Annotated in this window: 18 protein-coding genes and 1 pseudogene; 13 read left to right on the plus strand and 6 right to left on the minus strand. The window is 70.4% G+C overall.

Features of this window, described 5'->3' with window-relative positions; all coding sequences use genetic code 11:
- Positions 1-25: 25 nt before the first annotated feature.
- The 8 genes from AB0O15_RS02455 to AB0O15_RS02490 all read left to right on the plus strand — a co-directional run bounded on the left by AB0O15_RS02455 (position 26) and on the right by AB0O15_RS02490 (position 10,925).
- Complete coding sequence (locus AB0O15_RS02455) at positions 26-3,469, plus strand: DNA polymerase III subunit gamma and tau (protein WP_364312974.1); 3,444 nt, start codon at positions 26-28, stop codon at positions 3,467-3,469.
- Between the two features lie 94 nt (positions 3,470-3,563).
- Positions 3,564-3,863 carry a YbaB/EbfC family nucleoid-associated protein gene (locus AB0O15_RS02460; RefSeq protein WP_364316973.1) on the plus strand — a complete coding sequence of 100 codons (300 nt, stop codon included), beginning with the start codon at positions 3,564-3,566 and terminating at the stop codon, positions 3,861-3,863.
- A complete protein-coding gene (gene recR, locus AB0O15_RS02465) occupies positions 3,864-4,457 on the plus strand; it encodes a recombination mediator RecR (protein WP_364312977.1) in 594 nt (197 codons plus the stop codon).
- 368 nt (positions 4,458-4,825) lie between these two features.
- Complete coding sequence (locus AB0O15_RS02470; RefSeq protein WP_364312980.1) at positions 4,826-5,824, plus strand: ABC transporter permease; 999 nt, start codon at positions 4,826-4,828, stop codon at positions 5,822-5,824.
- A 70-nt stretch (positions 5,825-5,894) separates the two neighbouring features.
- A complete protein-coding gene (locus AB0O15_RS02475; protein WP_364312982.1) occupies positions 5,895-7,652 on the plus strand; it encodes an ABC transporter substrate-binding protein in 1,758 nt (585 codons plus the stop codon).
- A 171-nt stretch (positions 7,653-7,823) separates the two neighbouring features.
- Positions 7,824-8,837, plus strand: a complete 1,014-nt coding sequence (locus AB0O15_RS02480; RefSeq protein ID WP_364312984.1) for an ABC transporter permease — start codon at positions 7,824-7,826, stop codon at positions 8,835-8,837.
- Between the two features lies 1 nt (position 8,838).
- Complete coding sequence (locus tag AB0O15_RS02485) at positions 8,839-9,879, plus strand: ABC transporter ATP-binding protein (protein ID WP_364312987.1); 1,041 nt, start codon at positions 8,839-8,841, stop codon at positions 9,877-9,879.
- A complete protein-coding gene (locus AB0O15_RS02490) occupies positions 9,879-10,925 on the plus strand; it encodes a dipeptide ABC transporter ATP-binding protein (RefSeq protein WP_364312990.1) in 1,047 nt (348 codons plus the stop codon). Before AB0O15_RS02485 ends, AB0O15_RS02490 begins: the two co-directional genes overlap by 1 nt.
- On the opposite strand, the gene AB0O15_RS02495 is transcribed toward AB0O15_RS02490, so the two are convergent.
- From AB0O15_RS02495 to AB0O15_RS02515, 5 genes and pseudogenes are all read right to left on the minus strand, one after another.
- On the minus strand, positions 10,912-12,402 hold the full coding sequence (locus AB0O15_RS02495) for a beta-N-acetylhexosaminidase (protein WP_364312993.1): 1,491 nt from the start codon (positions 12,400-12,402) through the stop codon (positions 10,912-10,914). The two genes, AB0O15_RS02490 and AB0O15_RS02495, sit on opposite strands and share 14 nt — an antisense overlap.
- A 35-nt stretch (positions 12,403-12,437) precedes the next feature.
- A pseudogene (locus tag AB0O15_RS02500) lies at positions 12,438-12,650 on the minus strand (hypothetical protein); the annotation flags it as partial.
- Between the two features lie 29 nt (positions 12,651-12,679).
- A complete protein-coding gene (locus AB0O15_RS02505; protein WP_364312996.1) occupies positions 12,680-13,336 on the minus strand; it encodes an HNH endonuclease family protein in 657 nt (218 codons plus the stop codon).
- Between the two features lie 155 nt (positions 13,337-13,491).
- Positions 13,492-15,240: a 2-isopropylmalate synthase gene (leuA, locus tag AB0O15_RS02510; protein ID WP_364312998.1), complete on the minus strand. Its 1,749-nt coding sequence runs from the start codon at positions 15,238-15,240 to the stop codon at positions 13,492-13,494.
- 139 nt (positions 15,241-15,379) lie between these two features.
- Positions 15,380-16,183: a hypothetical protein gene (locus tag AB0O15_RS02515; RefSeq protein ID WP_364313001.1), complete on the minus strand. Its 804-nt coding sequence runs from the start codon at positions 16,181-16,183 to the stop codon at positions 15,380-15,382.
- Positions 16,184-16,345: 162 nt separating this feature from the next.
- Here AB0O15_RS02515 and AB0O15_RS02520 point away from each other — a divergent pair, with 162 nt between their 5' ends.
- The 3 genes from AB0O15_RS02520 to AB0O15_RS02530 all read left to right on the plus strand — a co-directional run bounded on the left by AB0O15_RS02520 (position 16,346) and on the right by AB0O15_RS02530 (position 19,298).
- On the plus strand, positions 16,346-17,611 hold the full coding sequence (locus AB0O15_RS02520) for an aspartate kinase (protein ID WP_364313004.1): 1,266 nt from the start codon (positions 16,346-16,348) through the stop codon (positions 17,609-17,611).
- Between the two features lie 7 nt (positions 17,612-17,618).
- Entirely contained in the window at positions 17,619-18,677 is a 1,059-nt protein-coding gene (locus tag AB0O15_RS02525; protein ID WP_364313006.1) for an aspartate-semialdehyde dehydrogenase, read from the plus strand.
- A 72-nt stretch (positions 18,678-18,749) separates the two neighbouring features.
- Complete coding sequence (locus AB0O15_RS02530) at positions 18,750-19,298, plus strand: hypothetical protein (protein ID WP_364313008.1); 549 nt, start codon at positions 18,750-18,752, stop codon at positions 19,296-19,298.
- Between the two features lie 8 nt (positions 19,299-19,306).
- Here AB0O15_RS02530 and pyrE read toward each other — a convergent pair whose 3' ends face one another.
- Positions 19,307-19,831: an orotate phosphoribosyltransferase gene (gene pyrE / locus AB0O15_RS02535; RefSeq protein WP_364313010.1), complete on the minus strand. Its 525-nt coding sequence runs from the start codon at positions 19,829-19,831 to the stop codon at positions 19,307-19,309.
- Positions 19,832-19,923: 92 nt separating this feature from the next.
- On the opposite strand from pyrE, the gene AB0O15_RS02540 reads away from it, so the two are divergent.
- Together AB0O15_RS02540 and AB0O15_RS02545 are read left to right on the plus strand one after the other, a co-directional pair.
- Entirely contained in the window at positions 19,924-21,084 is a 1,161-nt protein-coding gene (locus tag AB0O15_RS02540) for an FIST N-terminal domain-containing protein (protein WP_364313013.1), read from the plus strand.
- Between the two features lies 1 nt (position 21,085).
- Complete coding sequence (locus tag AB0O15_RS02545; protein WP_364313016.1) at positions 21,086-23,278, plus strand: EAL domain-containing protein; 2,193 nt, start codon at positions 21,086-21,088, stop codon at positions 23,276-23,278.
- The last annotated feature ends 39 nt before the right edge of the window (positions 23,279-23,317 follow it).

A 23,317-nucleotide genomic window follows, 5' to 3' on the forward strand; every position in this document is an offset into this window, starting at 1 on the left:
CGCGGTCGTCGAGGAAGGGGCAGGCGTGGCACTCGCGCTCTACCGCAAGTACCGTCCGCGGACCTTCGCCGAGGTCATCGGTCAGGAGCATGTCACCGAGCCGCTGTCGCAGGCGCTGCGCAGCGGGCGGCTCCATCACGCCTATCTCTTCTCCGGGCCCCGCGGCTGCGGCAAGACCTCCAGCGCGCGCATCCTGGCCCGGTCGCTGAACTGTGAGCAGGGTCCCACCCCCGAACCGTGCGGGGTGTGCGCGTCCTGCCGGTCGCTGATGAACGACGGCACCGGGTCGATCGACGTCATCGAGATCGACGCGGCCAGCCACGGTGGTGTGGACGACGCCCGTGAGTTGCGCGAGAAGGCGTTCTTCGCGCCGGCCAGCAGCCGCTACAAGATCTACGTCATCGACGAGGCCCACATGGTCTCGTCGGCCGGCTTCAACGCGTTGCTCAAGCTGGTCGAAGAGCCACCGGAATACGTCAAGTTCATCTTCGCCACGACCGAGCCCGAGAAGGTGCTCGGCACGATCCGGTCGCGGACCCATCACTACCCGTTCCGGCTGATCCCGCCGGCCGTGCTCCGGCCGTACCTTCAGCAACTCACCGAGGCCGAGGGCGTCCATGTCGACCCGGCGGTCCTGCCCCTGGTCGTCCGGGCCGGCGGCGGCAGCGCGCGTGACTCGCTCTCCGTGCTCGACCAGCTCATCGCCGGCGCCGGCCCCGAGGGCGTCAGCTACCCGCGCGCGGTCGCCCTGCTCGGCGTGACCGACGTCGCGCTGATCGACGAGATGTGCGACGCGCTGGCCGCGGGCGACGGCGCGGCGGCCTACGCCACCATCGACCGGGTCGCCGAGGCCGGCCACGACCCGCGCCGCTTCGCGTCCGACCTGCTCGAACGCTTTCGCGACCTGATCATCCTGCAGCAGGTCCCCGACGCCATCACCAAGGGCCTCATCGACGGCCCGGCCGACCAGCTCGAGGCGATGGGCGCCCAGGCCACCCGGCTCGGCCCGGCTCAGCTCTCCCGCAGCGCCGACATCGTGCACAACGGACTGGTCGAGATGCGCGGCACGACCGCGCCCCGGCTGCTCCTCGAGCTGATCACCGCCCGCATGCTGCTCCCCGGCGCCGACGACTCCCACGGCGCGCTGCTCCAACGCCTGGAGCGCATGGAGCGGCGGCTGACGCTCAGTTCCGAGGTACGCCCGGACGACACGACTTCGTCGCTCCCCGACGCCAGTGCCGGTGGCGGTGTCCAGGCCGTCGCCCCGGGCTCGAGCGGTGGCATCTCCGCCGCCCGAGCCGCCGCGGCCGCCGCGGCCCGCCGCGCCCCCGCCGGCGGCCTCGCCGCAGGCCAACGCCCCGCCTCTCCCGAGCCCACGCCGGCCGCCGCCTCTGTTTCTCCCGCGGCCGTGTCAGCTCCGCCCGCGGCCGGCCCTGCGTTTCCCGAGCCGGCCGCTCCGGTCTCTCCCGCGCCGCCCTCCGGGGCCGTCGCGCCGGTCAGCGAGCCCGAGCCGACGGGTTCCTCGGTGGCGTCCGGGGGGCCCGCCTCGCCGTCGGCGCTTGCTGATCCCTCCGCGGCATCTGCGACACCCGCGGTCTCGTCGGCCGCGCCTGCTTTGGCCGCTCGTGCTTCGACCGGGGCCGTGGCTTCCGCTGCGCCTGCGTCGGCTTCCCCGCGGCCGACGTCGGCGCCTCCCGCGCGCCCGGCCACCGCCGCCTACGACGAGGACGAGTGGCCGGAGGAACCCCCGCCCTACGACGATGAGCCCACGCCTGCCTCGCGCCCGGTGCCGCCGCAGGCCGCGCGTACCTCGGGCGGCGCTCAGCCGCCGAACCGTCCCGACCCCGGCGCGATCCTCCCCGACGCGCCCGACGACGGCGTGGAGCCGGTCTCCTCCGGCGCCCCCGGCCAGTTGACCGCCGCGGCGGTCCGCGAGGTGTGGCCCGAGATCATCACCACGGTCAGCCGCCAGAGCAAGAAGCTGGCCGCCTTGGCCTCCGGCGCCACCGTCCGCGATCTCGAGGGCCAGACGGTGGTCCTGACGTTCCGCTTCCCGGCCCACGCCAAGATGGTCGCCGACCAGCCTCAGCTGCTGGCCGACGCCCTCTACGAGGCGTTGGGCGGCCGCTGGCAGATCCGCTGCGAGGTGGCCGGCGAGGCCGGCGCCATCCCCCAGCCCGGCGGCAACCCCAACCGCGGCCCGGCCCAGCAGGGCCCGCCGCAGCAGGGCCCGCCCCAGACCGGTCCGTCCCGCAACGGCCCCGCCCCACGCGAGCAGTCCGCCCAGCCGACCCGCCAACGCGAGTCCCCACCGAGGCGCTCACCGCAACCGTCCTCGGACGACAGCGACGACTGGCCTGACCCGGCCCGCCCCGCCACCCCGCAGCCCGCCGCCACCCGGCCGGAGCAACCCGCCACCACCGGCAGCGCCTCGCCCCAGGCGCCCGGCGCCCCGGTCGGCGCTCACCCACGGCCGGTCGGCGCCGATGGCAGCCTCCATGCGGAGGCGTCCGTCACCCGTGCCGGCGCGCAACCGCAGGCTGCCAACACCCCTGCCGACGCCCGTTCGGCACGCCAATCCCATGACGGCGCTTCGTCGGCACGCCCAACTCATGACGGCGCCCAGCCGAACACGCCAGACGTTCGCGCCGCGAGCAGTGCCCCAGCCGGCGAGCAGCCGGGAGCGGCCAGCTCCGCGTCTACGTCCGACGACGACTGGCCCGAGCCGGCCCGCCCGGCCACCCCCACGGCCCAGCCGAGCGCGACCCCTTCCACCACGGACGCCGACGACGACGGCTGGCCCGAGACCGCTCGCCCCGGTGGCGGCGCGGCGCCCGCCCCCGCCCCACCGGCTGACGAGGCGTGGCCGGTGCCGGCCCGCCTTGGCGGCGTACCCACTCAACCCCCGCCACCCGACCCACCAAGGCCAACCACCGCCCCGGCAACCCCCGCGGCGGCCGCCCCCCAGCAGCCCGCACCGCCTTCCCGCTCGAGCGGCCTGGCCGCCGCCCGAGCCGCCGCCGCGGGTCCCACTGCGGGCAGCGCGGCCACCGGCGCCACTTCTCAGCCGTCCGCAGCCAACCGCCCGGCGACCCAGACCCGCCCGGCGACCCAGGCCCGCCCGGCCGACCAGGCATCGCGCCCCAACGCCGCCCCCGCCGCGGCCACACCGGACGCCCGCCCCACGGCGAGCCCGGGCCTGGCCGCCGCCCGTGCCGCCGCGGCCGCCGGTGCCAGTCGCCAGGGCGCCCCGAAGACCGCCTGGTCCGACGGCTCACCGACCGAGGAAGCACCCTTCGACCCGGAGTTCGACGACTCGGCCAAGCCGTTCGACGGGTTCGACCCGGGCGACGAGCCGCTGGACGAGGTCATCGACGAGAAGAGCGCACGCCAGAACAGCGAGCAACAGGCCATGGACCTGCTGCGCGAGGCGTTCGGCGCCGAGAAGATCGGCGAAACCCAGGGCTGACCCCGGCGGTGGTGCTGCAGGGACCACTACGCTGGACGGGACTTTGAGCCGACTGAGTAGGAGCAACGCGATGCGCCCCGGTGGACAGCCGAACATGCAGCAGCTGATGAAGCAGGCGCAGAAGATGCAGCAGGAGATGGAGAAGGCGCAGGCCGAGCTGGCCGACGCCGAGCTGACCGGCACGGCCGGCGGCGGGCTGGTGTCCGTCGTGGTCACCGGCCTGGGTGAGTTCAAGTCGATCAAGATCGACCCCAAGGCGGTGGACCCGGAGGATGTCGAGACGCTGGAAGATCTGGTGCTCGCCGCCCTGCACAACGCGGCCGAGGCGCAGCGTGAGCTGACCAGCCAGAAGATGGGGCCGGCCGCGGGCGGGCTCTCGCTCCCGGGGTTCTAGGTGTACGAAGGCGCCATCCAGGATCTGATCGACGAGCTGGGCCGGCTGCCGGGCGTGGGCCCGAAGTCGGCTCAGCGGATCGCTTTCCACATCCTGTCCGCCGACCCGGCCGACGTGAACCGGCTGGCCACCACGCTCCGCAAGGTCAAGGAGCTGGTGCGCTTCTGCACGACCTGCTTCAACGTGGCCGAGTCGGAGCAGTGCCGGGTGTGCCGCGACCCGCGCCGTGGCGGCGAGGTGCTGTGTGTGGTCGAGGAGCCGAAGGACGTGGTGGCGATCGAGCGGACCGGCGAGTTCCGCGGCCGCTACCACGTGCTCGGCGGCGCGATCAATCCGCTGGAGGGCATCGGCCCGGACAACCTGCGGATCCGGGAGCTGATGGTCCGGCTGGGCACCGGTGAGATCAAGGAGCTGATCCTGGCCACCGACCCGAACACCGAGGGTGAGGCCACGGCCACCTACCTGGCGCTCATGGTGAAGCCGATGGGCATCGCGGTGACCCGGTTGGCAAGCGGGCTTCCGGTTGGTGGTGACTTGGAGTACGCCGACGAGATCACCCTGGGCCGGGCCTTCGAAGGTCGGCGTGCGGTGTAGGTGTCCTGTTGGGGCCGTTGATCACAAAGTGCCGAAACGCACCTCGGCGATACGACTGTGCGTTACCGTGAGTTCGCGGAGGGCTTTGTCACGCTGCCGTCACGGCCCGGCCAGGAAACGATAAACGGACCGAAAGCCTATTGACCGATGGACGGGATTACGTGAGCGTTCCTCTCACGGCGGCGGCGTAACCCGTCCGCTGGTTCGTGTCCGCATCGACGACCATCCTTGTCGAGGCGGTCCGCACCACCCCACGTACGCGAACAACCGATCGGTTGCCCGCGCTGCGGGGCCGGTCGATCTCGCGGCTTCGTGCCGTGACGGCGGCGGCGCCGTGGCCGGTGGCCGGGGAGAGGACCGGAAGCTTCATGGTCGTTGGACCCGGCACGGTCTCAGACCAGATCCCGCTGGCGCCCGATCCCGCGCCCGGCGGCGCGATCGTGACCAAGCAGATCGAGGGCCGTTCGCTCGGCCGCATCGCCTGGAACCGCCTGAAGCGCGACAAGGTCGCGATGGGCGGTGGCATCGTTGTCATCCTGCTGATCCTGGTCGCGATCTTCGCGCCGCTGCTGGCCGACTGGTTCGGCTCGCCGCCCAACGAGTTCCACCAGGACCTGATCGACACCAACACGCTGGCCCCCAAGGGCGGCACCGGCATCTCGTCCGAGCACCTCTTCGGCGTCGAGCCGCAGAACGGCCGGGACATCTTCAGCCGGATCGTCTACGGCGCCCGGATCTCGCTGCTGATCGCGTTCTTCGCCACGCTGCTGTCCACCCTGATCGGCACGACGCTCGGCGTGATCGCCGGCTTCTTCGGCGGCTGGGTCGACACGATCATCAGCCGCGCGATGGACGTCTTCCTGGCCTTCCCGCTGCTGGTCTTCTCGATCGCGCTGGTCGGCGTGGTGCCCGACAACGCGTTCGGGTTCACCGGCGACGGGCTGCGGATCTTCCTGCTGATCTTCATCATCGGCTTCTTCAGCTGGCCGTATATCGGCCGGATCGTCCGTGGTCAGACCCTGTCGCTGCGCGAGCGTGAGTTCGTCGACGCGGCCCGCAGCCTGGGCGCACGGTCGCCGCGCATCATCTTCAAGGAGATGCTGCCCAACCTGATCGCGCCGATCCTGATCTACGCCACGCTGCTGATCCCGACGAACATCCTGTTCGAGGCCGCGCTGTCGTTCCTCGGCGTGGGTGTGCGCCCGCCGACGGCCAGCTGGGGCGGCATGCTCTCGGACGCGTCCAGGTTCTACACGATCTGGCACTTCATGTTCTTCCCGGGCATGGCCATCTTCATCACCGTGCTTGCCTTCAACCTCTTCGGTGACGGCCTGCGAGACGCCCTCGACCCCAAGGGCCGGCGCTGATGCGCCACATGACTTCTACTCCAGCCAGGCGGTCCGGACCCGGACCGTCCCACCAGGGAGGTTGCTACAAGTGATCCGCAAGAACAGGGTGCTGGCGGCCGCGACGGCCGTCCTGGCACTCGGATTGACCGGCGCGTGCGGCGGCGGTTCTGACGATGATTCGGACGGCGGCACGACTTCCGCGAAGCCGGAGTTCAATGCTGCTCTGACCAAGGTGTTCAACCCTTCTGACAAGAAGGGCGGCACGATTCGCATGGCGAACTCGGGGGACTGGGACACCCTAGACCCGGGCGAGACCTACTACGGCTACTCGTGGAACCTGCTCCGGCTGTACGGCCGCAGCCTGCTCACCTTCAAGGTGCAGCCGGGCAAGGTCGGCAACGAGCTGACTCCCGACCTCGCCGAGGGCGTCGGCACGCCGTCGGACGGCGGCAAGACCTGGACGTACAAGATCCGGGCCGGCATCAAGTACGAGGACGGCACCGTCATCAAGGCGGCCGACGTCAAGTACGCCGTGCTGCGCTCGATCGACAAGGAGACGTTCCCGAACGGCCCCGCGTACTTCGAGCAGTTCCTGAACCTGCCGGCCGGCTACAAGGGCCCGTACAAGTCGAAGGGCGTGAACACCGACTCGGCGATCACCACCCCGGATGACACGACGGTCGTCTTCCACCTGAAGCAGGCCTTCGGTGGCTTCGACTACCTGGCCGCGCTGTCGCAGACGGTTCCGGTGCCGGAGGCCAAGGACACCGGCGCCAACTACAAGCAGCACGTCGTCTCGTCCGGTCCGTACATGTTCGACACGAACAACCTGGGCAAGGACTTCGCGCTCAAGCGGAACCCGAACTGGGACCAGGCCAGCGACCCGGTCCGTAAGGCGCTGCCGGACCGCTTCGAGGTCCAGCTGAACGTCAACGCCGACGACCTGGACAACCGGCTTCTCTCCGGTGACCTGGACATCGACGTGGTGGGCACCGGCGTGCAGCCGGCCGCTCTGGGCCGCGTGGTCGGCGACCCGACGGTGAAGGCCAGCACGGACAACGCGTCGCTCGCCCGCCTCTGGTACACCTCGATCAACGGCAACGTCGCGCCGTTCGACAAGGCCGACTGCCGCAAGGCCGTGGAGTTCGCCGCCGACAAGACCGGCTACCAGACCGCGTACGGCGGCCCGCTGGCCGGTGGCGACGTCGCGACCACGCTGATGCCGCCGATCGTTCCCGGTTACCAGAAGTTCGACCTGTACCCGTCGCAGGACGGCAAGGGTGACGTCGAGAAGGCCAAGGCGGCCCTGGCCGCGTGTGGCCAGCCGGCCGGCTTCGAGACCAACATCGCCTACCGGGCCGAGCGTCCGAAGGAGAAGGCGGCCGCCGAGTCGCTGCAGCAGTCGCTGGGCCGGGTCGGCATCAAGCTCACGCTGAAGCCGTTCCCGCAGGGTGACTACTTCTCCCAGTACGCCGGCAACCCGCCGTACGCGAAGAGCAACAAGCTCGGTCTGATCGTGAACGGCTGGGGCGCCGACTGGAACGACGGTTTCGGCTTCCTGTCGCAGATCGTGGACAGCCGGGTCATCCGGGAGACCGGTGGCTCGTCCAACACGAGTGTCCGGGACCCGGACGTCGACAAGATGCTCGACGCCGCGATCGCGAACACCGACACGGCCGCTCGTGAGAAGGCCTGGGGCGAGATCGACAAGAAGGTCATGGAGGACGCTTACATCCTCCCCGGCGTCTACGCGAAGTCGCTGCTCATCCGCCCGAAGAAGCTGACCAACGTGTTCGTCAGCGAGGCGTACAACATGTACGACTACACCGCGCTCGGCGTGGCCTGATCCAGGCCGGAACACACCTGACAGGTAGGTGAAGGCAGCAGACGGCCGGTCCGGGGATGTCCTCGGGCCGGCCGTCCAGCCGAGCACCGATGAGATTTATTCACGACGGTGGAGACCGAGTTGCAGCACTTTCGCATGTCGCTAGTCAAGGAAGGTCGTGAATAAACCTCAGTGATCACGTACATCATCAGGCGCCTTTTCGCGGCCGTCCTGCTGCTCTTCATCGTCAGCGCCGCCACGTTCTCGATCTTCTACCTGTTCCCGCGGCTCGTCGGTGGGACGCCGGAGACGCTGGCCACCCGCTACGTCGGCCGGGCGGCGACGCCCGAGACGGTCACGCTGATCGCCCACAAGCTGGGCTTCTACGAGCCGATCTGGGTCCAGTACGGGCGCTGGATCAAGGGCATCTTCGTGGGCGCCGACTACAACATCGGCTCGAGCCTGGAGCACTGCCCGGCGCCCTGCTTCGGTTATTCGTTCATCACCCACCAGCCGGTCTGGCCCGACCTGCTGGACCGCCTGCCGGTGACCCTGTCGCTGGCGATCGGCGCGGCCATCCTGTGGCTGCTCCTCGGACTGTCCGCCGGCACCATCTCGGCGCTGCGCCGCGGGTCCCTGCTGGACCGCGTCGCGATGGGCATCTCGCTGGCCGGCGTCTCGCTGCCGATCTTCTTCACCGGCCTGATCGGCCTGCTGGTCTTCAGCTACACCCTGAACTGGACGGCGGACGGCGGCAGTTACACGCCGTTCACCGAGAATCCCGGCGAATGGTTCTATTCGCTGCTGCTGCCATGGGTCGTGCTCGCTTTCCAGTTCTCCGCCCAGTACGCCCGGCTGACCCGGGCCGGCATGTTGGAGACGTTGAGTGAGGACTACATCCGGACGGCGCGCGCGAAGGGACTGAAGGAACGCGACGTCAACGTGCGACATGGTCTGCGCGCGGCGCTCACCCCGATCCTGACCATCTTCGGTCTCGACTTCGGCCTGCTGCTCGGCGGCGCGGTGCTGACCGAGACGGTCTTCTCCCTGCCCGGCCTGGGCAAGTACGCGATCGACGCGATCACCAACAACGACCTGCCGAAGGTGCTCGGCGTGACGTTGATGGCGGCGTTCTTCGTGGTCATCGCGAACCTGGTCGTCGACCTGCTCTACGCGGTCGTCGACCCGAGAGTGAGGGTGGGCTGACATGACCGACCAGACACAGCCATTCCTCGAGGTCAAAGACCTGAAGATCCACTTCCCGACCGACGACGGTGTGGTGAAGAGCGTCGACGGCCTGACCTTCTCGGTCGAGCGCGGCAAGACGCTGGGCATCGTCGGCGAGTCCGGCTCGGGCAAGTCGGTGACCAGCCTCGGCATCATGGGGCTCTACAACAAGCGCAACTCGAAGATCTCCGGCCAGATCTGGCTGGACGGCGAGGACGTGGTCAGCAGCGACGACGAGACGGTTCGCAAGCTGCGCGGCAACAAGATGTCGATGATCTTCCAGGACCCGCTGTCCTCGATGCACCCGTACTACACGGTGGGCCAGCAGATCGTCGAGGCGTACCGGGTCCATCACAGCGTCTCCAAGAGCGTGGCCCGCAAGCACGCCGTGGACATGCTGGGCCGGGTCGGCATCCCGCAGCCCGACCGCCGGGTGGACGACTACCCGCACCAGTTCTCCGGCGGTATGCGGCAGCGCGCGATGATCGCCATGTCGCTGGTCAACGACCCGCAGCTGCTGATCGCGGACGAGCCGACCACCGCCCTGGACGTGACCGTGCAGGCGCAGATCCTCGACCTGATGCACGACCTGCAGTCGGAGTTCAACTCCGCGCTGATCGTGATCACCCACGACCTGGGCGTGGTGGCCGAGCTGGCCGACGACGTGCTGGTCATGTACGGCGGCCGGTGCATCGAGTTCGCCGATGCCACCACGATCTTCGACCGGCCGGAGCACCCGTACACCTGGGGTCTGCTCGGATCCATGCCCCGCATGGACCGTCCGCAGATCGACCGGCTGGTTCCCATCCCGGGTCTGCCGCCGTCGCTGATCAACCTGCCGACGGGCTGCTCGTTCCACCCGCGCTGCCAGTTCGAGCCGCGCACCGGCGGACTCGGCTCGACCACGATGCCGGAGCTGAGCCCGGCCGGTGGCAGCAAGCACCTGGTCCGTTGTCACATCCCCACCGGTGAGCGGCAGCGGATCTGGTCCGACGAGGTCAAGCCGAGGCTGGAGGCGTGATGAGCGACAAGAAGACCGCGCTTCTGTCGGTGCGGGGCCTGGAGAAGCACTTCCCGATCACCAAGGGCCTGCTGCGGCGCAAGGTCGGCGCGGTGCGCGCGGTCGACGGCATCGACTTCGAGGTCTACAAGGGCGAGACGCTGGGCCTGGTCGGCGAGTCCGGCTGTGGCAAGTCGACCACCGGCCGGCTGCTGACCCGCCTGCTGGAGCCGACCGGCGGCAAGGTCGAGTTCGACGGCCGGGACATCACGCACCTGGGACAGGGCCGGCTGCGGCCGATGCGCCGGGACATGCAGATGATCTTCCAGGACCCGTTCTCGTCGCTGAACCCGCGGCACACGGTCGGCACGATCGTCGGGGCGCCGTTCCGGATCCAGAACGTGAAGACCGAGCACGGCGTCAAGCGCGCGGTTCAAGACCTGCTCAAGCTGGTGGGCCTGAACCCGGAGCACTACAACCGCTACCCGCACGAGTTCTCCGGCGGCCAGCGGCAGCGCATCGGCATCGCCCGGACGCTGGCGCTGCGGCCCAAGATGATCGTCGCCGACGAGCCGGTGTCCGCGCTCGACGTGTCGATCCAGGCTCAGGTCGTCAACCTGCTCGACGACCTGCAGAACGAGTTCGGCCTGACCTACGTGTTCATCGCGCACGACCTGTCCGTGGTGCGGCACATCTCCGACCGGGTGGCCGTGATGTACCTCGGCAAGGTGGTCGAGATCGCCGACCGGGAGTCGCTCTACAGCAACCCGCGCCACCCGTACACGGTGGCTCTGCTCTCGGCCGTGCCGGTGCCCGACCCGCGCCGGCGGGACCGCCTCCAGCGCGAGCGGGTGCTGCTGACCGGTGACGTGCCGAGCCCGATCAACCCGCCGTCCGGCTGCCGGTTCCGCACCCGCTGCTGGAAGGCGCAGGACATCTGCGCGACCGAGGAGCCGCCGCTGGTTCCGCGTCTGGACGACCCCGACTCCCACCAGACCGCGTGTCATTTCCCGGTGGCGGAGGGCGAGGCCGTCCAAGGACGGAAGACGGCTCTTACTCCCAGCTGATCTGCGGGGACGGGTAGAAGTCGACGCCGCGTGCGGTCCACTGTGGGCCGTGCGCGGCCAGCCGCGACCGGAACGACTCCCAGTCGTGTGTCGAGGCCGGCGACCAGGCGAGCTCGGCGATCGCGGCCAGCCTCGGGAACGCCATGAACTCGATGTCGTCGATGCTGCGCAGCGTCTCCGACCAGAGGGCGGCCTCAACCCCCAGAACCGCTGATTCGGGTACGCCGGTCAGGTGCGTTCCGGGATCCCAGTCGTACGCGGTCCGCACCTCGATCAGACCGGCCCAGGTCAGGCCGAGCCGGGTGTTCCGGTCGTACTTCATGTCGAGGTAGGCCTTGTTGGCCGGCGACATCACCACGCGCGTGCCGTTCGCCACCGCGCCGGCCAGGACCGGGTTGCTGCGCGTCGTGCCCCAGTACTGGGCGACGGAGGAGTGCGCGGCGGGGGACTGGGCGATCTCGTTCCACCCGTACGCCGTCTTGCCGTACTTGGCGACCAGCGGGATCACCCGGTTCTGGAACGTCAGGTAGTCGGCCGGCGGGGTGGCGTGCGCCTCGTCGCCGCCGATGTGGATGTACGGCCCGGGGGTGATGGCGGCGAGCTCGCGGATCACGTCCTCGACGAACCGGTAGGTGGTTTCCGACGAGATGCACAGCGAGCTGTAGCCGACCGCGGTGTCGGTGCGGGGCGGCGGCGCGACCCCGTCACAGGTCAGCTCGGGATAGGCGACCTGGGCGGCGTTGACGTGTCCGGGCATGTCGATCTCGGGCACGATGGTGACGAACCGGGCCGCCGCGTACGCGACCAGGTCGGCGTACTGCGCCTTGGTGAGGAAGCCGCCGCCGACCCCGTCCACGCCGGTGCCCGCGGCCCCGCCGATCTCGGTGAGCCGGGGCCAGCCGTCGATCTGGATCCGCCAGCCCTGGTCGTCGCTGAGGTGCAGGTGCAGATAATTGATCTTCAGGCGGCGGATCTCGTCGATGTACTTCTTGACCTCGTCCGGGGTGTGGAAGTGCCGGGCCAGGTCGAGGTGGGAGCCGCGGTAGGCGAACCGCGGCCGGTCCTGGACGGTCCCGCCGGCGATGGCCCGGCCCTCGCGCAGCTGCAGCAGCGTCTGGGTTCCGTTGAAGAGCGCTTCCGGGTTGCCGCCGGTGACCTCGACGCCGCTCCGGTTGACGGTCAGCTGGTAGCCGTCGCCCAGACCGCCGGCGATCCTCAGCGAGATCTTCCGGGCGGCCGGCGCCGCGGAGGTCGTCACCGGGAGCGTCAGCCCGGTGGCGGCGGCGAGGTCCGACGCCAGCAGGGTGCCGACCGCCGGGGTCCGGGTCTGGATCACGGTGTTGCGGTCGAGGTGGAAGTCAGCGCCGCTGGGAACCGCGGAGACGGGCGCCGGGATGACATCGCCGAAGGTGGATGCCGACAGAACGGGCACCGGAGCCGCCAGGAGGGCGGCGGTCAGAATCTGAGGCAGGGCCATGCCCGACGCTACATCGAGGACTGTAAATAAAGCTACTACTCCGGGCGGTGCAGCAGCGCCACCGCGAAGTCGTGCAGCACGTCGGCGTCGGCCGCGTCGGCCAGCTTCACCTTGCCGCCGGTCACGTGGTACCACTCAGCGGCGTCCTTGTACTGCACGGTCAGCGTCACGTCCTGGCCGGACACCTCGCTGATCAGCGTCACCTCGCCGGTGATCACGCCGACCTCATCGGTCATCACGCCGCCCGGCGCGTTCAGATCGCTGCGCTTGCCCGCCATCAGCACTCCTTGAGCATCGTGCTCAGCGCCTTCTTCTCGGCGCTGGTCACCGTCAGCTTCCAGTAGCTCTTCACCGTGATCCAGTCCCCGGCGTAGCCGCACCACTCGGCCTTGACCGAAGGCTTCCACGTCGATGGATCCTGATCGCCCTTACCCCGGTTCGAGGTCTGCGACACCGCCACCAGCTGGGGACGTTCCAGGTCGTTGGCGAAATCGCCGCGCCGATCCTTGGTCCACGCCGCCGCGCCCGAACGCCACGCGTTGGCCAGCGGCACCATGTGGTCGATGTCGACCAGGGTGGGCTTGGTCAGGACCTTGCCGTCGTAGCTGCTCGTCCAGGTGCCGCCGACCACGTTGCAGCCGGAGAACTTCACCTTGCGGCCGTCCCGCTTGAGGACCGAGTCGCGGACGTCGCAGTTCTTTCCGGTGTCGCGCCAGTGCGGGAACTCGTCCCGGGTGTAGCCGCGCATCGATCCGGCCTTGGCCTCCTTGAGGCCGGCGAGCAGCTTCGCGGGGTTGCCGCTGGTGCTGCCGCCGGCCTCGCCACCGCCCGGAGTCGTCGTCGTGGGAGCGGGCTCGAGGGGAACCACTTCACAGCCGGTGGTGAGGGTCGCTGCCGCGATCAGGACAAGAGCGAGGGGGGTACGTGTGAGCACCCCCCAAGCCTAGGAGGGTTGTGCCCGTTTCTCGCCCTGGAGAGCGGGGTGTCCGCTTTGTGTGGCGCGCCGTCGTTCAGTGGTAGCCAAGATCAGTGGTAGCCAAGACCGGCATCCGAGGCCCGGATGGCGCGCTCGGCTACCACTCGGAGGGGTTAGCGGACCCGGTTGACCGCGCTCGTCACGGCCTTGATCGAGGCGGTGACGATGTTCGCGTCCAGTCCGACGCCCCACACCGTGGTCTCGCCGACCTCGCACTCCACGTACGCGGCGGCCTGCGCGTCTCCACCGGAGGACAGTGCGTGCTCGGCGTAGTCGTGCACCCGGACCTGGATGCCCAGCGGCTGGAGCGCCTGCACGTACGCGTCGATCGGGCCGTTGCCCACCCCGGTGAGCGTCTTCTCCTCGCCCCGGTCGGTCACCGTGACGTCGATCTCGACCTTGCCGTCCACCGTGGCCGTCGTGTAGCGCTGCATGACGATCCGCGCGAAGGCCTGGTGATCGGGGAGGTACTCGCCGGCGAAGATGTCGTACATCGCCTGCGGGCCGACCTCGCCACCCTCGCTGTCGGTGACCCGTTGCACCACGCCGGAGAACTCGATCTGCAGCCGTCGCGGCAGGTCGAACTTGTGCTCCTCCTTCATGATGTACGCCACGCCGCCCTTGCCGGACTGCGAGTTGACCCGGATGACCGCCTCGTACGTGCGGCCCACATCCTTCGGGTCGATCGGCAGGTAGGGCACGCCCCAGGTGAAGTCGTCCACCGGCGTCCCGGCCGTCTCGGCGTCCTTGGCCAGCGCGGTCAGGCCCTTGTTGATCGCGTCCTGGTGCGAGCCGGAGAAGGCGGTGTAGACCAGGTCGCCCACGTACGGGTGCCGCTCGTGCACCGGCAGTTGGTTGCAGTACTCGACGGCCCGCTTGATGTCGTCGATGTCCGAGAAGTCGATCATCGGGTCGACGCCCTGGGAGAACAGGTTGAGGCCCAGCGTGACCAGGTCGACGTTGCCGGTCCGCTCGCCGTTGCCGAAGAGGCAGCCCTCGACCCGGTCGGCGCCGGCCAGCACGCCCAGCTCGGCCGCGGCCACCGCGCAGCCGCGGTCGTTGTGCGGGTGCAGGCTCAGCACCACCGACTCGCGGCGGGGCAGGTTGCGGTGCATCCACTCGATGGAGTCGGCGTACACGTTGGGGGTGGCCATCTCGACCGTGGCCGGCAGGTTGATGATCAGCGGCCGGTCGGGCGTCGGATCGATCACGTCGATGACCGCCGAGCAGACCTCGAGCGCGTAGTCCAGTTCGGTGCCGGTGTACGACTCGGGGCTGTACTCGTAGAAGATCTCGGTGTCCGGCGTGTGGATCTCGGCGTACTTCTGGCACAGCCGCGCGCCCGTGGTCGCGATGTCGGTGATGCCGGCCTTGTCCAGGCCGAACACCACCCGGCGCTGCAGCGTCGAGGTCGAGTTGTAGAAGTGCACGATGGCCCGCTTGGCGCCGCGGATCGACTCGAAGGTGCGGTCGATCAGGTGCTCGCGACATTGGGTCAGCACCTGGATGGTGACGTCGTCCGGGATCAGGTCCTGCTCGATGAGCTGGCGGACGAAGTCGAAGTCGGTCTGGCTGGCGGCCGGGAAGCCGACCTCGATCTCCTTGTAGCCCATCTGCACCAGCAGCGTGAACATGCGCCGCTTGCGTTCGGGGGACATCGGGTCGATCAGGGCCTGGTTGCCGTCGCGCAGGTCGACCGCGCACCAGCGCGGGGCCTTCTCGATGCGTTGCGAAGGCCATTGCCGATCGGGCAGCTCCACCGCGAACTGCTGGTGGTAGGCCTGGTAGCGCTGGAACGGCATCGCGCTCGGGCGTTGGCGGGCGATGGCGTCGTCAGTCACGACTGAGTCGTTCGAAGACATGGGATGTGCTCCTGCGAAAAGGGGAACGGACCTAGGGCGGCCGCGCGCACATCAACTCCGCGACGAGGTGTCGGCCTAGAAACGGGCCTCGTCGCGGCAGCGAAGGAGAAGTGCGTTCCACATGTCGTCGGAAACACTATCAGCCTTGCGGCTGAGCGCTAGGGGCGATGGATCCGTTCGAGGGATCGACGGTGGGCGCGGGCGGCGGACTCTTGGTGCCGAGCGGCTCGCCGCCGGTCAGCGGGCCGGGCAGGTCGATCCGCGGCGGCGCGGCCGCGACGCTGACCAGGGTGAGCATGCCGAAGTCGACCCGGGCCGCGGTGAGCAGGCCGTTGTCGGCGTAGCAGTAGATGCCGACGTCGACCGGCGGCTTGAGCGCGGCCGAGATGCCGTCCACCGCGTAGCACGCGCCCTGCGCCGCCGGACCCTGCGTGGCCAGCGGCTTCGCGGCCACCACGGACAGCGGCGACTGCCGGTCCTGGAAGACGCTCAGCCACTGCCGGAAGATCCGCTCCACCCCGGGGTCGAACTCCCGGGGCAGGCGCTTGTCCGGATCGGCGACCCGGACGCAGGAGGGGTTGATCGGGTTGCTCGCCGACGGCATCGCGCATTGGAAGACGCCCTCGGGGGTCTGCACGACGGACACGTCCGCGGCGCCGCCGAGCGCGCCGCCGGGGATGTCCACCCGCCACGAGCCGTCGGTGGCGACCGTGGCCACCACCGAGCGGGCACCCTGGCCGTCGCCGGGGTCGTAGTCGTAGAGCGCGGAGTAACGGTGGTCCTGGGCCAGCGCCGCGCGCGCCGCCAGCTCGCTGCGCGCGGCCGAGGTGTCGGTGATGACGTCGTCGCTCGGCTCCGGCGACGGGCCGGCCGCGGGCGCGTCGGACCCACAGCCCGCGGCCAGAAGGGTCAGCAGGACGACGGGTACCAGGCGTGGACGCACCGAGACATTCTCGCCTCTGTGCCGCACATCGGTCGCGGTCCGCCGCCGGGCGTGTCGCGGCGCACAGGCCGGATTCTGGGATCGCCATCCAGCGTGATTCTGAGTTCCCACTAAGCTGGTCCGCGTCCGTTCCCGCCCCATGCTGAGAGGAAGTCCGCGGCCGTGGCCCTGGTGGTGCAGAAATACGGCGGTTCGTCCGTCGCCACGGCGGAACGCATCAAGCGGGTGGCGGAACGGATCGTGTCCGCCCGCAAGGCCGGCGACGACGTCGTCGTGGTGGTCTCCGCGATGGGTGACACCACCGACGAGCTGATGGACCTGGCCAACCAGGTCAGCCCGCTCCCGCCCGGCCGCGAGCTCGACATGCTGCTGACCGCCGGCGAGCGCATCTCGATGGCGTTGCTGGCGATGGCGATCCACAACCTGGGCTATGAGGCCCGGTCGTACACCGGCTCGCAGGCCGGCGTGCTGACCACCTCGGTGCACGGCAAGGCCCGCATCATCGACGTCACGCCCGGCCGGCTGCGCACCGCGCTGGACGAGGGCGCGATCGCGATCGTGGCCGGCTTCCAGGGCGTGTCACAGGACACCAAGGACATCACCACGCTGGGCCGCGGCGGTTCCGACACCACGGCGGTCGCGCTGGCCGCGGCGCTGCGGGCCGACGTCTGCGAGATCTACACCGACGTGGACGGTGTGTTCACCGCCGACCCGCGGATCGTGCCGAACGCGCGACACATCAAGAAGATCACCTACGAGGAGATGCTCGAGCTGGCCGCCGGCGGGGCGAAGGTGCTGATGCTGCGCTGCGTCGAGTACGCGCGGCGCTTCGGCGTCCCGATCCACGTACGCTCGTCGTACTCACTCAAGCCCGGCACCATGGTCACCGGATCGATGGAGGACCCTTCCGTGGAACAGGCGCTGATCACCGGGGTCGCCCACGACCGCAGCGAGGCCAAGATCACGATCGTCGGGGTGCCCGACGAGCCGGGTGCCGCCGGCCGGATCTTCGAGACCGTCGCCTCGGCCGAGATCAACATCGACATGATCGTGCAGAACGTGTCCACCGAGGGCACCGGCCGCACCGACATCTCGTTCACGTTGCCCAAGGCCGACGGCCCGACCGCGATGGCCGCGCTCAACAAGATCCAGGGCCAGATCAAGTTCAAGAGCCTGCTGTTCGACGACCACGTCGGCAAGGTCTCGCTGATCGGCGCCGGCATGAGGTCACACCCGGGTGTGGCCGCCTCCTTCTTCGCCTGCATCGGCGCCGCCGGCGTCAACATCGAGATGATCTCCACGTCCGAGATCCGGGTCTCGGTGGTGTGCCGCGACAGCGACCTCGACAACGCCGTCCGCGCCGTGCACGACCAGTTCGAGCTGGGCGGCGACGAGCAGGCGGTCGTCTACGCCGGCACCGGACGTTAGCCCGGCGATGGCGAAGCAGCCCACGCTCGCCGTCGTCGGAGCCACCGGCTCCGTCGGCACGGTGATGCGTGAGCTGCTCTCCTCCCGGCGCAACGTGTGGGGCGAGATCCGGCTGATCGCATCGGCCCGCTCGGCCGGCAAGTCGTTGCGCTGCCGCGGCGAAGACCTCTCGGTCGTCGAGCTGACGCCCGAGGCGTTCGACGGCGTCGACGTGGCCATGTTCGACGTGCCCGACGCGGTGTCACTGGAGTGGGCGCCGATCGCGGTCGAGCGCGGCGTCACCGTGGTCGACAACTCGGCCGCCTTCCGCATGCACCCCGACGTCCCGCTGGTCGTGCCCGAGGTCAACCAGGACGCGATGCGCCGCCGGCCGCGCGGCATCATCAGCAACGCCAACTGCACCACGATGGCGATGATCATGGCGATCGCGCCGCTGCACCAGGAGTACGGCCTGCGCGAGCTGGTCCTGGCGTCCTACCAGGCGGTGTCCGGGGCCGGGCAGATCGGCGTCGACGTCCTGCACGACCAGCTGATGAAGGTGGCCGGCGACCGCACGCTCGGCTCCCGCCCCGGCAACGTGCGGCAGGCGGTCGGCGACGACCTCGGCCCGTTCCCGGCCCCCCTGGCGCTCAACGTGGTGCCCTGGTCGGGTGATCTGGCCGCGAACGGCTGGTCGTCCGAGGAGCTGAAGATGCGCAACGAGTCGCGCAAGATCCTCGGTCTGCCCGCCCTCAAGGTCTCCGCCACCTGCGTCCGGGTCCCGGTGGTGACCGGCCACTCGGTCGCGGTGCACGCGGTCTTCGGCTCCGAGCTGACCGCCGAGGACGCCCGCGCGGTGCTGCGCAACGCCCCCGGCGTGATCCTGGTCGACGACCCGGCCGCGGGCGAGTTCCCGATGCCGATCGACGCCGTCGGCACCGACCCGTCCTGGGTCGGCCGGATCCGCCGGGCGATGGACGACCCCCGGGCGCTCGACATGTTCATCACCGGCGACAACATGCGCAAGGGCGCGGCGCTCAACACGGTGCAGATCGCCGAGCTGCTGGCCGCGGAGGCCGCCGCCTAACGCTCAAGTGCTCGGGGTGCGCGTCGATCCTTACGGCCGCAGATTCTGAACACCCCCCGAGGAGACCCACCGATGGCTTGCCCGAACTGCGGCACCGGCGTCAGCGTCGGCGCGCCCTGCCCGGCCTGCGGCTTCACGTCCCCGGCCCCGGCGGCCGACCAGTTCGGCGGCCCGATGCCGTCCGGCCTGACCGGCTACACCCCGCCCCCGACCGCAGCCCAGCTCTACCCCGAGCCGGCCCCCGCCTACAGCGCGCCGCCACCGCCGCCCGGCCACCCCGCGGCCTACTCGGCTCAGGGCTACCCGGCTCAGGGCTACGCGCCCGGTTACCCGCCGCCGCCCGGCAACTACCCGGTCGGCGTGCCGTACAACGCCTACTTCGCGCCGCAGGCCGACGTCGGCAACGGCTTCAGCATCGCCGGCATCGTGCTGGGCGTCATCGCGCTGGTCGTCTGCCCGCTGCTCTTCGGCCTGGCCGGCGTGGCCATGGCGCAACGCGCCCACAGGCGGGGCGAGAGCCTGTCGAAGGTGTCCTTCGGCGTGGCGATCGGCGGGCTCGTGGTCGGCATCATCGGCACGATCGTCCTGAGGGCGACCACGAGCCTCTACGACTTCAGCTGACGCCCCGGTCAGACCGCCGCGTCGAGGGCGGCTCGGTTGAGCAGGGCCCGCAACGTGATCCCGTGCTCGGCCAGCGCCTCGCCGCCGCCTTCCTGCCGGTCGATCACGCACAGCGCGTGGTCCACGTGTGCGCCCAGCTTCCGCAGCTCGCCGGTGGAGATCACCACCTGGCCACCCGAGGTCACCACGTCCTCGACCACCAGCACCCGCCGCCCGGCCACCTCCGCGCCCTCGGAGAGCCGGGCGGTGCCGTACTGCTTGGCCTGCTTGCGGACGAACGCGCAGGGCAACCCGGCGTGCCGGGCGACGGCGGTGACCACCGCGATGCCGCCCATCTCGAGGCCGGCCAGCACCTCGGTGCCGCCCGGGATGAGCGCCGCCATCTGCTCGGCCAGCTGGTCGAGCAGCACCGGGTCGGACTCGAACTGGTACTTGTCGAAGTATTCGGTCGCCGCGCGGCCGCTGCGCAACGTGAACGTGCCGGTCAGCCGGGCAACGCGGTTAACCTGCCGCGCCAGGTCGGAGTCAGTCACAAGGTGACAGCCTGTCAGGTCAGCCCCAGGGGAATCACGGCACCCCAGCCGCAACCGCTCAGCAACCGTGGGTACCCGCCGATCAGAAGATCATGCAGACACCGCACCGCTGGTTCGGCGCCGGTCACAGCATCGCCGCGGACAGCGCCAAGGCGGGCGCCGAGGCGGCGGCATCCGCGGTCGGTGGGCGTACCCCCGCGGTGGTTTTCGTCTTCGCCTCACACCAACATGACCTGCCGGCGCTGCTGATGGCCGTCCGCGACGAGGCCGGACCGAACGCGCTGGTGGTGGGCGCGTCCACGCTCGGCGAGCTGGCCTACGACGGCGCGAGCGCGGGCGGGGTGTCGGTGGCCGCGCTGGGCGGTGAGGGCTTCACCGTACGGGCGAAGGTCGCCCACATCGGCGACGCCGGGCACCGCCGGGCCGGGGCCGAGGCGGCCGAGGCGATGGCCGGCGTGACCAGTCCGCACAGCGTGCTCATCCTGCTCGCCGACGGGCTGTCCGGCGACCCGCACGAGGTGGTCCGGGGCGCGTACTCGGTGCTCGGCGCCGCGGTGCCGCTGGTCGGGGGCTTCGCCGGCGGCGGGTCGGACAAGTCCCGGACGTTCCAGTTCATCGGCGACACGGTCTACACCGACGCGGTCGTGGGCGTCGCGCTGGGCTCGGACGCCCCGATCGGCATCGGCGTCGCGCACGGCTGGCACCGGGTCGAGCCACCGATGATCATCACCAGCAGCCGGGGCGGCCGGATCTTCGAGCTGGACGACGAGCCCGCGCTGGACGTGCTGCTGCGCCGCAACGACCTGGCCGGCCAGCGGGCCGCCGACCTGTTCCACGGGGTGGACGCGCTCCAGGCGCTCGGCCTGTCCCGGCGCAACGGGGAGGACATCCGGGTGATTCACGACGGCGACGACGCCGACCGGTCCATCCTGGGCATGTCCGACGTTCCGCAGGGCGCGCTGTGCTGGCTGATGGAGGCCGACCACGACGCGCTGATCCGGGGCGCGACCGACTCGTGCCGGGAAGCTCTGGACGGCCTCGGCGGGAAGGTGCCGCTGGGCGTGCTCGCCTTCGACTGCGGCGCGCGGCGAGGCCGGCTCGGACCCGACGGCATGCAGGAGGAGATGGCCGCGATGCGCTCCGCTCTGGGCAGCACGCCGTACGCCGGCTTCTACACCGCCGGGGAGATCGCCCGGGTCCGCGGCGCCCTCGGCACCCACCACCTGACCCTCGTCACCCTGGCGCTGGCCTGACATGTCCCACTCGTCGTCACATCAGCTCACCGAGTTCTTCTCGGTGGTCAACGCGGCCGCCGACGAGGAGACCGCCGTCGCCGCCGCCGTGGAGCGGGCCGCCGAGATGGTCGAGGCCGAGGTCGCCGCCGTGGTGCTGGCCGACCAGGTCCGCGGCGCCTGGGGCTTCGGGACGGAGGTGCCGTCGGCCGGGCTGCTCCGCGCCGACAAACGGCTGGGCGTGCCCGCCCTGGGCGCGCTGCACACCTGCTACACCGCGCTCGGCGAGGACAAGAAGCACGGCGCGCTGATGGTCGGCCGGCTCAGCGCCGAGTTCAGCCCCGAGGAACGGCACGTGCTGCAGGGCATGGCCCAGGTGCTCGGCCTGGCGCTGCGCGGCATCCGGGTGCTCTCCGACGAGCGCAACCTGCGCGCCGACTCGGAACGCGTGGCTCAGGTCGCGCGGACCAAGCAGATGCTGGTGGAGACGCTGCTGACGATCCAGCGGACCATCTCCAACCGGCGCCCGCTGCCGGAGATCCTGGACGCGGTGACCAGCGGCGCCGCGGCCCTGCTGGGCGCCGACTCGGTGGCGCTGATGCTGGCCGAGGAGGGCCGGGCGCGGCGGCTGACCGTGGCGTCCACGGCCGGCACACCCGAGGCGTCCACCCACGACGGCGATGCCCGCGAGGCGATGGCCGGTGGCCAGGTGGTGATCCGCCCGCTCGCCCGGGACGCCGTGATCGCCGCCCCGGTGCAGGTCACCGGCGAGATGACGGGAAGCCTGGTGGCCCGGCTGCCCGGACCGGTCGAGCGGCACGCCGAGCACCGCGAGCAGCTGGCCGCGTTCGCCCAGCAGGTGAGCGTGGCGCTGACCGACGCCCGTACCGCCGAAGCCGCTCACGAAGCGCACCATGATCCGGTCACCGGCCTGCCCAACCGGGGCCTGTTCCTGAAGATCTTCAACCGGGTGCTGGCGTCGCGGGACGTGGCGACCGACCCGACCAGCGTGCTCTTCGTCGACCTGGACCGGTTCAAGGCGGTCAACGACAGCCTCGGCCACGAGGCCGGCGACCAGTTGCTGGCCGCGGTGGCCGGTCGGATCCGCGGCTGCGTCCGGGCCAGCGACACCACCGCCCGGCTCGGCGGCGACGAGTTCGCGGTGCTGCTGCACGATTCGCCGATGGACGCCGCGACCGGCGTCGCCGAGCGGATCGTCCAGGCCGTGAAGGACCCGTTCCGGTTGGCCGGGCGGGACATCTTCATCGGGGCCAGCGTCGGCGTGGCCATCTCGCGGGAGACCGCCGAGCACTCCGACGTGCTGCTGAACAACGCGGACGTGGCGATGTACCGGGCCAAGAAGGAGGGCCCGGGCAAGGTCATCGTGTACGAGCCGTACATGCACACCGAGGCCCTCAACTATCTGAGCCTGCGCGGCGACCTGCAGAAGGCCCTGGACGCGGGCGAGTTCGCGCTGCAGTACCAGCCGCTGATCCGCCTGGCCACCGGCGAGGTGACCGGGGTCGAGGCGCTGATCCGCTGGCACAGCCCCGGTCGTGGCCTGGTCAGCCCGGTCGACTTCATCCCGATCGCCGAGGAGTCGGGCCTGATCGTGGAGATCGGCCAGTGGGTGCTGGAGACCGCCGCGGCCCAGGTCGCCACCTGGCGCCGGACGTTCCCCGACCTGACCCTGAACGTGAATGTCTCCGGCCTCCAGCTGGTCAACCCGCGCTTCGCCGACGACGTGATGCGCGCGCTGGCCCTGGCCGGCCTGCCGTCCAGCGCGGTCACCCTGGAGCTCACCGAGTCGGTGCTGATGAGCGAGCCCGATCTGGCCCGGTCGTCGCTGGCCGCGCTGCGTACGCTCGGGGTTCAGCTCTCGATCGACGACTTCGGCACCGGCTACTCGTCGCTGGCGTACCTCCGCGAACTGCCGGTCGACGAGCTCAAGATCGACCGTGCCTTCATCGCCCGCGCCGAACTCACCGCCGAAGACCTGGCCCTGGTCCGCACGATCGTGCAGCTCGGCCAGATCCTGGGCCTGCGGGTGGTCGCCGAGGGCATCGAGAACGCCGCCCAGCTCGAGGCCCTGCGCTCGCTCAGTTGCGCCTGCGGCCAGGGCTACCACCTCTGCCGCCCCGCCGACGCGGCCGACCTACCACCGTTCCTCGAGCGCGCAAGCCTCCGTCACCCGAACGCGTCACTCATGGCTTAGTTACGGCCGGTTCTGTCGGGTTTCGCGTATTTTGCACGT

It is taken from the genome of Actinoplanes sp. NPDC089786 (assembly GCF_040684855.1).
Classification (GTDB): Bacteria; Actinomycetota; Actinomycetes; order Mycobacteriales; family Micromonosporaceae; genus Actinoplanes.